The following is an 11,283-nucleotide window of genomic DNA, read 5'->3' on the forward strand; positions in this document are numbered from 1 at the left end:
TCTTTAAACGCTTCCGCATACGAGCCTGCGATTTCTGCAAGTGAAATTGGGCTACAATCGTCAATAAGGATTAATTCGACAAGGTTGTTTGGATAATCAATATTCAGTATAGCATCCATGAAGCGCTTAACTTTCGATGGTTCACAGTAAGCAGGGACCACTATTGAAATCTTATCATTGTACTGCACTAATGCACCTCGTAGAATAAATTATATTAAAGGCGTAGACTACTGCTAAACCGATGACGATGTTACTCACCCCCATATAATGGAAAATGGCAGGAACAATAGCCACTACCAGGCAGAAGGCTATCAACCACTTAATAGCTAATTTTTTTAACTGCTTCATTCTAATTAGAACCATACTGAGCAACTGATCTATAGCTAATATTGGTGTTAACCAGACAAATGTTTTTAAATAACTATATGCGTAAACGAGTTTTGCACCATAAAGGACGTGAATAATCATGTCGGCAAGAATTGTTGTAAACAGTGCGCCAGCACAGGTTACTGAAAGCGTAGCGAAAATACAGAACGGCAATTTTCTTTTTATTGTTGTAATATCAATAAATTTAAATATAAAAATTGGTGCGATTGCCTGAACAAACAGAATACATATTGCATACCAGTTATCGACTAACTGAAGTGCTGCTGCATAGTTCGAATACGTTTCTCCAGAAATTTTTCCTTCGAGATATACTCGATCAAATTTCATGGTGACCTGCTGCATAATCAAACAAAACCATACGGCGACACCAATCTTAAAATACGAAAAAATCTCAGAATCAACCTTCACGAATTTAAATCCTGTAGCTTTTCTGAAAGTATAAAAGATAAAGCCACAAGGTAAAAGTGATTCTATAACCCATGCCACCCAAAGATAATTTATTGGCAATTGATTCCTTACACCAATATAAATGACAATGAGTTTAATTATTGCAGCGAACATCAGCACGAGGCAAGGTAACTTGAGACGAGCCTGGCTTTGGTACCATGTTAAACCTACAATAAAAGTTTCTCGTAATGCAACAGATATGGCCAAACCAATAATGAACTGTCTGGACAGTCCACTGGCAGCAAAGATTCCCCATGCCACCATGCACAATGCAACGAAAACTCCTGCCGCTAGACGCAATAAAATCACGTTGCTCATAGTGGAGTTTATTTTTGATGGTGCATCCAGCAATTTAGGAATAACCACCTCAGCCCCACAGATCCATGTGCCTGTCATGAATATAGCCAGAATAACGAGAGAATATTGCCAGCTACTGAAATCACCAAAATTATAATGATTTATCAATAATCTGTTAATAATAATAATGATAACGAGTTGAGTGATTCTCTCGAGGCTAAGATAAAAAAAGTTCACAAAGACTTTTCTTTTATCTTCATCCGCCACATTTTTTTTAATGGCTGATAAGAAAAAATTAGACATCTGTCATATTCTTTTTAAAGTTATCGATCATTATTTCTATATCAGACAATACATTTTTATAGACATGGCCGAACTCATTTATAGTTCTGGTATTATCCGTAGGAGGGAAATACTCACCTTTGAAACCTTCATGCCATTTGATCGTACAGCCAGTTTTACTTGCAATTAAATCTGCAATATCAGATGCTTTGGTATTTACACCAGAAGCAATGTTATAGATCTGATGTTCATTCTTACGGCTGATGAGGTAAATCATTTCTGCAACATCCGTAACTGAAACATAATCTTTTGCATATGCAGGCGCAACATACATATCAATATGTTTATTCGAAATTGCATTTCTTATTATGCTTGGCAGGAATAACTTACTTTTTAACGCCAAACCGTAAACGTTACTAGGTCTGACAATAATCGTATCTCGGCTGCTTTTAAGGCATAACTCTTCACTTACCAGTTTAGTAAGGTTAAAAAGTCTTCGGTTATCGCTGCTGCATACCGTAAGATTATCATTTTCCGACGCGCTATCTTGTTCCATATATACGCGCGTTGATGAAATATAGATTAATTTCGAGAACTCAGCGCGTTCCAAAATTGATGCCAGCAACTCGGTGTTTGATTTATATACATCAAATGGTGTGTTTGCACAATCACCATTGCCAGCAGCATAGATGACAATGCCCAGATCTCTATCAAAAAGAGTCTCATCATCGCGTGGCGGGACTTCAACTTTTTCCCCCTTAGCCAGAAGGTTTTCCACGATTTCACTACCAATGAAACCACGTCCACCGATCACTGTATAATGTGCTTTCATAACGTTTTCTTATACTCAGCGAGTGTAATTAATTTGATGTCTTTTTCAGAGAGGAGTGGTGATGTTATCGGCCAGTCAATGGCAATATCCGGATCATTCCAGATAATCCCACCTTCATCCTTTGGATCGTAAAAATCAGTACACTTATAGTGGAAATCGGCATAATCGCTTAATACGCAGAATCCATGGGCAAACCCAGGAGGAACGTACAACTGGTTATTCTTCTCGCCTGAAAGAAGTACACCAACATATTGGCCAAACGTATCAGAATCTTGGCGAAGATCCACTGCAACATCATAAACTTCACCGCTGATTACGCTAACTAATTTACCCTGAGGCTTCGTTTTCTGGAAATGCAGTCCACGTAGAACATTTCGACTCGAACGTGAGCGATTATCCTGTACAAAAGTACCTTTAATTCCTGCATCTTCATATTTTTCTTTATGCCAGGCTTCAAGAAAAAAACCGCGAGAATCACCAAAAACCTTAGGCTCAATGATCACACAATCTTTTAAAGGTGTTTGAATTACGTTCATTATAAATCCTTCGGTGGGAAAGAATCTCTTTCCCATCTACTTTGTGAGTTAATTTCAGATTTTGGTACTGACTTAAAATACTTAACTGTTGTTTTCTTTCCAGAGTAAGTCACAGATGTCATCAGTAGGATTAAATGCAGTAGGTGCATTTAGCAATATTTTGCGCACCCGTTCATAATCAAAGTTGCGACATGAGATATCCAATTCTGCAAGAATATTTTTCATTTCACTCCACGGAAGCATGACTTCATTAGCCGTTTTAATTCGTGGATGTTGTGTTATAGAGACGTTATCGCCTATTAAAAGCTCTTCATAAAGCTTCTCACCAGGCCGCAGTCCCGTCGTTTTGATAGCAATATCACCATAAGGATTTTTATCATCACGGACGGAAAGTCCCTGCAAGGCAATCATGCGGTGGGCGAGATCAATAATTTTAACCGGGTCGCCCATATCCAGCACAAAAACATCTCCCCCACTACCCATTGCTCCAGCCTGGATCACAAGCTGCGCTGCTTCAGGAATGGTCATGAAATAACGGGTGATATCAGGGTGCGTTAATGTTACCGGACCACCAGCAGCGATTTGTTTTTCAAATAGGGGGACAACCGAACCGGACGAACCTAACACATTCCCGAACCGGACCATGCTGAAGCAGGTTTTACTCGATTCTGATGCCAGGGCCTGCAGAATCAGCTCCGCCATACGCTTTGTTGCACCCATTGTGTTTGTTGGCCGCACAGCTTTATCTGTAGAGATAAGAACAAAACTTTCGACGCCACAATTTTCGGCAGCTTGAGCGCAGCACAAAGTTCCAAAGATATTGTTACGGACACCGTCAATAACATTGAATTCAACTAGCGGAACATGCTTATAGGCTGCCGCATGGTATATAGTCTCAACGTTAAATGCCTTGATTAGCCTTTCAAGATGTTCCATATCCTGAACGTTACCTAAAATTGGGTAAATCTTAGTATTCAAGGATTGTGTCAGAATTAAATTTCTTAGCTCAGAATCGATAGAATAAAGTGAGTATTCTGATAACTCGAAAAGAATTAGTTGTGAAGGTTTATTTTTGATTATTTGTCGGCATAGTTCAGAACCAATAGACCCTCCTGCGCCAGTGACCATGACCGTTTTATCAAGAATATTCTTTGAGACTAATTCAGGGATCGGTGAAACAGGGTCGCGACCTAACAGATCGGTAATTACTACTTTACGTAAAGCATCGATTCTCGCTTTTCCTTCAACCAAGTCAACCATTCCCGGAATCGAAAGCACCTCACAAGGTAGTCCTTCGAGGGTAGAAATCACCTCATTTTTTCTCGCACGGCTGGCACTTGGCATCGCCAGCAGAATTTTCTTAGCCTCATACTTCTCGATTAGCCATGCCAATTTTTCTGGCGAAAACACACTTACACCATGGATAACCTGCCCCTGTAATGAGCGATTGTCGTCAACAAACGCAACGGGATAGTATTCATCCATCTGACTCAACGCGGGAAGTAACTGTCGTCCTGAAGCTCCGGCCCCATATATGATGACGCGGGTTCCCAATTTTAAGCCACGATTAACTAGCATTCTCATTCCAAGGCGCGAGCCCGCCACAAGCAATACCCCGAACGAGAAATAAATAAAGGGGATGGTTCTTGGAAGATAGAGGTTTGTGTAAAAAGCGGCAATAATCAGGAGTAACGACGAAATTAGCATTCCAAGAGAAACAACAAGCAGTATTTTCGCGGTTATGTAACGTATTACAGCTCTATAAAGTCCAAGTTTTACAAAGATGGCAAGAGTAATTACTATTATTGATGTGAGCAGTAACCAGTGGGATACGCTAGTTAACGGTGTCATAGAATCAATACGAACCCAAAATGCAAACCAAAATGCACACGTTAACAAAACAACATCAATGGAGAGTGTAATAATCCGTTTTATTGGTCTTGGCAAAGAAATTAAATAAGTTAGCATACTAAAAACTAGTCGCCTCGTTAAAGCTTGCTATTAATTTATAAAATAGTACCGGGAGGGCATATGGCATGCTCATCCACTGTTGCACTATATCCACCCACTGTTCCCGCTTGCAGAAAAGCCGATCTCCCAATATTCGCACCACCGGCAAGATGCACGCCAACCCCTAAGTGGGCAAAATCACCAAGAGTCGAATCATGATCCACCGTCGAATGACTATTAACTATCGTACCTGCCCCTAAGGTTGAGTTTGCGCCAATAACTGCACCGGCTAAAACTACGCTCCCGCTCCCCAAGGTAGCGGACGGACTCACAAATGCAAAGGGGTGTACCAGCGTTGTAGGAGTAATACTTAAACTTTGAAGCTGATGGTGGAATACTTCTCTTAGCTTATTATTGCCAATGCCTATAGCAATATGTTTGGCAGTGTCCGCATAGAGATTAAGATCTGATGTTTTCCCAATAACATGAATCTCTGAAGTATTTAAGCACGATTCATTATCATCGAGGAATACAATCTTTTCATATCCCAAAAGTCTAGCAGTTTCGTACAGCGTACGTCCATGCCCTCCAGCTCCTATAATGATCAGATCATTCATTTATGCATTCTCTTTGTCTTTGACTCCAGCCCCACATTTGAAAGCGATAAATATCAATGGTAGCCACGCGATGATGATGCCAACAATTCCATCAATTTTTGCAGAAACGATTAAGTATGCAATTGGGAACAACCACACAATATTTATTGCAATCGCCGCCAATGTTACCGGAACATGGCTCTTATATTTGCGGGCAAGAATTTGATAGCAATGGCTTGCATGTGCTTCATAAACTTTTTTACCAGCCAGTAATCTTCTAAGCAAGGTAGTAGTTGCATCCACAATAAAAATGCCAAGCAGACAAAGTTCAGCGAACAAGACATGTGAATCTAGCTTTGCAAAATAAAGAATCATCAGGCCAATAGAAATACCTAAAAAACCACTTCCAGCATCCCCCATGAAGATCCTTGCCACAGGGAAGTTCCACACAATGAATCCTGCGGCAGCCCCAGCGAGAGCCAGTGCAATCATCGTCATCGCATCAGGAGAACCAGCGTTTTGGCTAAGCGTTATTATAACGACACTGCACAGAGAAAAAGTAATGGCTTGAGAGCTTGCAAGACCATTAATGCCATCCATAAAGTTATATAGATTCAACATCCACACAAGATAGACGCTTCCTATGATTATTCCAAACCATGACAAAGATACGACATAGCCAAATATATCAATATCCGGAAACGTTCCTAAGAAATAGAGACCTATTGCTGCTGCTAAGAAATGCATCAGCAAACGCCAGCGCGCAGCAATGTGTCCATGATCATCGAGAAAACCGATAACCGCAATCAATAAGCCCGGCACGAAGAAGCCTAAAAATGTCTCATAAGAGATATGTTTTGTCAGTACCAACCATAGTAATGCAGCTAATAATGTTAATACTATAGCAACCCCTCCACCGCGCGGCGTCGGCACACTATGTGAGCTTCTTTGGTTTGGCTGATCAATCACATTATTCTTGATGGCGTACAACCTTAAACCCCAGGTCATCGCGCATGAGATAAAGAATGCAAAAACGACAATCCCCAGATACAACATTATTTTTTACCTTCAATAAAATTCTTCGCTGTTTTTACCATCGTTTCCTGCAACGTAACGGGTGGAGTCCATTGAAGCTGTTCCCTTGATTTCGTTGAGTCGACTTCCAGATCGCCATACAGTTGGTCATATATACTTTTTTTCCTCATTGCTGAAAGAAAAATTTTAAGTAATGCCCGAGGGAAATAAACAATCCGCGCTGTCATGCCCATCCCGGTAGAAAATGCCGTAATCATTTCTTCAGTTGAAGGATGCTCCTGGTCAGCCAAAAGATAAAGTTCATTTTTTGACTTTTCATTTGTTGTACATTCACTTATAAAGCTCACAACATTGTCTAGTGAAACAAGGGCGCGCTTATTTTTTACTGACTTAAAAGGCAGAGGCAGGTTTTTAGACACTAACTTTAATAAGCGTTGAATATTACCCGGAGCATTTGGACCACAGATTAAAGCCGGACGAACGACTGTTATTGCCATATTACTACCTGAAAATGCCTTGAGAAGGCTTTCCTCGGCTTCCAGCTTGGAAATAGCATAATCTGACGTTGGTCTGGCAGGTGTCGATTCACTGAAAGGGATTCCCGATGTGGAATTACCATTTACTCCAATTGAACTGACGAAGATGAAATGTTTTACGCCACAGTTTGCAGCGTCATTAGCTAATTTCATTGTCGCATCATGGTTGACACGACGAAATTCTGTCAGCGCATCTTCAGCATCATCTTTAAGGATATGAGCTCTTCCTGCGGTATGAATGACAGTATCACAACCTTGTAAAAGCGTAGTCCAATTCGTTTGAGCCGAAATATCGCCAAGATTATACATTCCCTGTTCAATATTTTCTTCTCGACGCGTAGTGAAAATTACCTGGTGACCTGCTGATCTTAACGTTTTGACTAAAGCAGTACCGAGAAATCCAGTTCCCCCAGTCACTAAAATTTTCATTGTCGTCCCCTATCAGCTAATTAACCATATAAATATCGAGGCGGACAGCCCTTAACGATTTTGATAATTTTGTACAATCCAGGTCTTATAATTCCCGCTTTTAACGTTTTCTACCCATGTCGTGTTTGCCAAATACCATTCAACTGTTTTACGAATCCCACTTTCAAATGTTTCCGCAGGCTTCCAGCCAAGCTCAAGTCCAATTTTCTCAGCATCAATCGCATAGCGGCGGTCATGGCCCGGACGGTCAGCAACATAGGTAATCTGATCGCGATACGACCCCTCTTTAGGCACAATCTCATCCAGCAGATCGCAAATCGTATGCACCACATCCAGGTTTTGCTTTTCGTTATGTCCACCAATGTTGTACGTCTCCCCCGGTTTCCCTTGGGTGACCACGGTATAGAGTGCACGCGCATGGTCTTCAACATAGAGCCAGTCGCGGATTTGATCGCCCTTGCCGTAAATAGGCAGCGCTTTGCCGTCCAATGCATTCAGGATAACCAACGGAATCAGTTTTTCCGGGAAATGGTAAGGGCCATAGTTATTTGAACAGTTGGTGACGATGGTCGGGAAACCGTAGGTACGCATCCAGGCACGAACGAGATGATCGCTGGAGGCTTTTGACGCTGAATACGGACTGCTGGGCGCATACGCGGTAGTTTCAGTAAAGAGTGGCAGCTCAGTTGATGCAGGATGCTCATCAGGATGCGGCAAATCTCCATACACTTCGTCGGTAGAGATGTGATGGAAACGAAACGCTTTCTTCGCCTGCTCATCAAGCGTGGACCAGTACGCACGGGCGGCTTCCAGAAGCACATAAGTGCCGACGATATTGGTTTCGATAAACGCAGCCGGGCCCGTAATAGAACGGTCAACGTGGCTTTCAGCAGCCAGATGCATTACCGCATCAGGCTTATGATTTGCAAAGATCCGATCCATGGCGTCTTTGTCGCAAATATCGGCATGCTCAAAGGCATATCGGTTGCTATCACTAACTTCTGTTAGCGACTCCAGATTTCCGGCATAGGTGAGCTTATCTACATTGACGACATCGTCCTGTGTATTTTTAATAATATGTCGCACAACCGCTGAGCCGATAAAACCAGCCCCGCCCGTCACAAGAATTTTCACGTTATCTGTTCCGTCTAGTGTATATGTCTGGATACTGGGGTTCTGAAACCTGAGTGTTTAATAATGGTTTCAGAAATTGAGCACGCTACCGCCCCTGGCTTAACAGCTACCAGTGCACTGAGCGATGTTTGATTAATGATTTTGCTTGTCTGGTTACAGACAAAAACTGGCGTTAATTGTCGTCCTAAACGACCAGAGAAACAAGCACAAATCGCTACAAAGCTGCTGAGATTTGAATCAGATAACCCTATGTAATCATTAAAATTAATAACAAAAAAACGGCAGTTATCATTTTGGTTATGTCTCAACACCAAAAATGATAACTGCCGTTTGTTCTGGACGCGGAAGGAATATCAGTCGTTAGCCAACAGCTTCTCAATCCGGCTTCTGAACTTCGCCCCTTCCTTCAGGTTGCGCAGCCCATAGTTCACAAACGCCTGCATGTATCCCAGCTTCTTACCGCAGTCGTAGCTGTCACCTGTCATCAGCATTGCGTCAACGGACTGTTTTTTCGCCAGTGCTGCAATTGCATCGGTCAACTGGATACGATCCCAGGCGCCTGGCTCAGTTTTTTCCAGCTCCGCCCAGATATCGGCATTCAGGACATAACGGCCAACCGCCATCAGATCCGAATCCAGCGTCTGCGGCTGATCGGGTTTTTCGATGAATTCAACGATGCGGCTCACCTGCCCTTCCGTCTCCAGCGCTTCTTTTGTCTGGATAACGGAGTACTCGGAGAGATCGCCCTTCATGCGTTTCGCCAGCACCTGACTACGGCCCGTTTCATTGAAACGAGCCACCATTGCCGCCAGGTTGTAACGCAGCGGATCGGCTGAAGCGGTATCGATGATGATGTCAGGAAGAACAACGATGAATGGGTTATCACCCACTACCGGACGGGCACACAAAATCGAGTGACCCAGACCCAGCGGCTGTGCCTGACGCACGTTCATAATGGTTACGCCTGGCGGACAGATAGACTGCACTTCTGCCAGCAGCTGGCGTTTGACGCGCTGCTCAAGCAGCGCTTCGAGTTCGTAAGAGGTGTCGAAGTGGTTCTCAACCGCATTCTTGGACGAATGGGTAACCAGGACGATTTCTTTGATCCCTGCAGCAACAATCTCGTCGACGATGTATTGAATCATCGGTTTGTCGACGATCGGCAGCATCTCTTTAGGAATGGCTTTAGTGGCGGGCAGCATATGCATGCCCAGGCCTGCTACCGGAATGACTGCTTTCAAATTAATCATTATTTCTTCCACCTTAAAATGGTTGACGAATTATAGCTCTTAAACCTGTTTTCGCCAGCATGATTTGCCGTAATCCTCTGGCAATGTTACGCCTTAGCCCCACAAATTTCTGTAGTTGCAATCTGAATAGATCACACTTCTGTGCCAGGAATAGTCTCAAAAAAGAAAGTTGTCGATTATCTGTGCGGAAGCGCAAAATTCAGCCTTTCCACATTCACTACCTGCTGATCCACCCGGTCAATATCCACCGAACTCTGCCCTTTCTCATTCACCGCTTTGATGTTCGCCAGCGACAGCAAGGTTTCGTCTTTGGCCATAAATTTACCCCGCACATCTTTACGCAGGTCGAAGTTGATCTTCAGCGCGGGGCCAATAGCTGCCTCCTGCATCACATTGATATTACGTAAGAAAAGATGCTGCGGCTTATTGTGCAGCTCAAGCGTCGCCCGCTTCATCTCCACGTTGGTGATCGCGACAAAGGAGGTCGCATTACCGGATGAAATTTGAATTCCGCGCAGCTTATACGCTAGCTGGCGATTATCCAGATGGATATTGTTAAGCTTGAAGTTCTGCGGGATGGACAAATAATCGCCTTTAATAACGCCATAGCCGATTAACATTCCGGCACTATTGACCATGTCGACATTATCAATAATGAAATTATCACAGCCATAAATGGCGACCGTTGCGTTGTCTATACCCGCCTTTTTACTAAAATCGGGGGTAATATTTTTGGCCTTTATATTGCGGATAACAAAGTGTTTCCCGTTCTCAACGTGCACCAGCTGGCGACAGTTGCTGCCGGTGATATTTGCCACCACGAAGTTCTTCACGGTTTGCTTTTCCGGGTAGTCGTTATCGTAGGTGCTGCCGGCGAGGCCGATGCCGATGCCCCAGTTGATCTTGCCGTTGGTGCAGTTGATGTTATCGATCACATGATCGGAGATGAGAATATTGCGGTCATTGATGGCAACGTTCCACTCGATCGCATCGCCCTGCAGATGGCTGAATTTGCTGTTGGTGATCCGGGCGCCATCAACCTGATTGTGAAAGCCCTGGCGCAGGATGGCGTAGTTAGCCTGGCTCACGCTGATGTTATCAATCACCAGATTGCGCATCACGCGAGGTTTCTTGCCACCAATGTAAATCTGCGTCACCGGCCCAAATCCGCTCATTGCCAGCCCTTTGATCGCGCAGTCCGAGCCGCGAACGTCGAGCGTGATGTTCTCCGTGCGCCCACTGCCTTCACCGATCACTTTGCAGCCTTCCTGCAGCACAAAACGCCCACGTCCGTTGCCGGTCAACGCTCCGCGGATCAGCAGCGTTTTACCGTCGGGAATGAAAATGCCCGTATTGATGTTTTCGCAGGTAAGTCCGGCCGGGACAACGACGGTGTCACCGTCCTTAAACGCCTGCTTAAAAGCGGCGATCCAGTCGTTGTTATTGTACTGATTAATGGAGACCGTCTTTCCGCTTGCCGCCCGCGCCATGCGGGACGACAGCAGCGGCGAGGCCGCCAGAACAGACAGAGAAGAGACAAAGGTGCGTCGGGTAATCTTTTTCAGCATACAA

Annotated in this window: 11 protein-coding genes; all 11 read right to left on the reverse strand. The window is 43.7% G+C overall.

Features of this window, described 5'->3' with window-relative positions; all coding sequences use genetic code 11:
* Nucleotides 1–188, reverse strand: a 188-nt coding sequence (locus IM313_RS22810) for a glycosyltransferase family 2 protein (protein WP_370551895.1), incomplete at its 3' end; no start/stop codon positions are given.
* The gene (wzx, locus tag IM313_RS21535) at nucleotides 175–1,434 is read right to left on the reverse strand and encodes an O45 family O-antigen flippase (protein WP_047367922.1); all 1,260 of its coding nucleotides are present in this window, start codon (nucleotides 1,432–1,434) and stop codon (nucleotides 175–177) included. The genes IM313_RS22810 and wzx, both read right to left, overlap by 14 nt.
* A complete protein-coding gene (locus IM313_RS21540) occupies nucleotides 1,427–2,245 on the reverse strand; it encodes an NAD(P)-dependent oxidoreductase (protein WP_047367923.1) in 819 nt (272 codons plus the stop codon). The genes wzx and IM313_RS21540 overlap by 8 nt, the downstream gene beginning before the upstream one ends.
* A complete protein-coding gene (gene rfbC / locus IM313_RS21545) occupies nucleotides 2,242–2,781 on the reverse strand; it encodes a dTDP-4-dehydrorhamnose 3,5-epimerase (protein WP_028013780.1) in 540 nt (179 codons plus the stop codon). Before rfbC ends, IM313_RS21540 begins: the two co-directional genes overlap by 4 nt.
* 81 nt (nucleotides 2,782–2,862) lie before the next feature.
* Nucleotides 2,863–4,749, reverse strand: coding sequence for a nucleoside-diphosphate sugar epimerase/dehydratase (locus tag IM313_RS21550; protein ID WP_047363176.1), 1,887 nt, complete (start codon nucleotides 4,747–4,749; stop codon nucleotides 2,863–2,865).
* A gap of 38 nt (nucleotides 4,750–4,787) precedes the next feature.
* The gene (locus IM313_RS21555) at nucleotides 4,788–5,348 is read right to left on the reverse strand and encodes a sugar O-acyltransferase (RefSeq protein WP_072058741.1); all 561 of its coding nucleotides are present in this window, start codon (nucleotides 5,346–5,348) and stop codon (nucleotides 4,788–4,790) included.
* Nucleotides 5,349–6,383: a glycosyltransferase family 4 protein gene (locus IM313_RS21560; RefSeq protein WP_192971315.1), complete on the reverse strand. Its 1,035-nt coding sequence runs from the start codon at nucleotides 6,381–6,383 to the stop codon at nucleotides 5,349–5,351.
* Nucleotides 6,383–7,327 (reverse strand): NAD-dependent epimerase/dehydratase family protein, encoded by a 945-nt coding sequence (locus tag IM313_RS21565; protein ID WP_192971314.1) that lies wholly within the window; start codon nucleotides 7,325–7,327, stop codon nucleotides 6,383–6,385. Before IM313_RS21565 ends, IM313_RS21560 begins: the two co-directional genes overlap by 1 nt.
* 51 nt (nucleotides 7,328–7,378) lie before the next feature.
* Nucleotides 7,379–8,461 carry a dTDP-glucose 4,6-dehydratase gene (gene rfbB / locus IM313_RS21570; protein WP_049137379.1) on the reverse strand — a complete coding sequence of 361 codons (1,083 nt, stop codon included), beginning with the start codon at nucleotides 8,459–8,461 and terminating at the stop codon, nucleotides 7,379–7,381.
* A 353-nt stretch (nucleotides 8,462–8,814) separates the two neighbouring features.
* Nucleotides 8,815–9,711 carry a GalU regulator GalF gene (gene galF / locus IM313_RS21575; RefSeq protein WP_041909139.1) on the reverse strand — a complete coding sequence of 299 codons (897 nt, stop codon included), beginning with the start codon at nucleotides 9,709–9,711 and terminating at the stop codon, nucleotides 8,815–8,817.
* A 176-nt stretch (nucleotides 9,712–9,887) separates the two neighbouring features.
* Nucleotides 9,888–11,279, reverse strand: coding sequence for a colanic acid biosynthesis protein WcaM (gene wcaM, locus IM313_RS21580; protein ID WP_041909137.1), 1,392 nt, complete (start codon nucleotides 11,277–11,279; stop codon nucleotides 9,888–9,890).
* Nucleotides 11,280–11,283 lie beyond the last annotated feature (4 nt).

This window comes from Enterobacter cloacae complex sp. P2B (assembly GCF_014895985.1).
GTDB classification, from domain to species: Bacteria; Pseudomonadota; Gammaproteobacteria; order Enterobacterales; family Enterobacteriaceae; genus Enterobacter; species Enterobacter bugandensis.

What these genes read in the sequence shown, in the direction of transcription:
- rfbC (WP_028013780.1), bottom strand. Translation starts at nt 2,781, where the DNA reads ATGAACGTAATTCAAACACCTTTAAAAGATTGTGTGATCATTGAGCCT.
- IM313_RS21555 (WP_072058741.1), bottom strand. Translation starts at nt 5,348, where the DNA reads ATGAATGATCTGATCATTATAGGAGCTGGAGGGCATGGACGTACGCTG.
- IM313_RS21565 (WP_192971314.1), bottom strand. Translation starts at nt 7,327, where the DNA reads ATGAAAATTTTAGTGACTGGGGGAACTGGATTTCTCGGTACTGCTTTA.
- IM313_RS21560 (WP_192971315.1), bottom strand. Translation starts at nt 6,383, where the DNA reads ATGTTGTATCTGGGGATTGTCGTTTTTGCATTCTTTATCTCATGCGCG.
- galF (WP_041909139.1), bottom strand. Translation starts at nt 9,711, where the DNA reads ATGATTAATTTGAAAGCAGTCATTCCGGTAGCAGGCCTGGGCATGCAT.
- IM313_RS21540 (WP_047367923.1), bottom strand. Translation starts at nt 2,245, where the DNA reads ATGAAAGCACATTATACAGTGATCGGTGGACGTGGTTTCATTGGTAGT.
- wzx (WP_047367922.1), bottom strand. Translation starts at nt 1,434, where the DNA reads ATGTCTAATTTTTTCTTATCAGCCATTAAAAAAAATGTGGCGGATGAA.
- wcaM (WP_041909137.1), bottom strand. Translation starts at nt 11,279, where the DNA reads ATGCTGAAAAAGATTACCCGACGCACCTTTGTCTCTTCTCTGTCTGTT.
- IM313_RS21550 (WP_047363176.1), bottom strand. Translation starts at nt 4,749, where the DNA reads ATGCTAACTTATTTAATTTCTTTGCCAAGACCAATAAAACGGATTATT.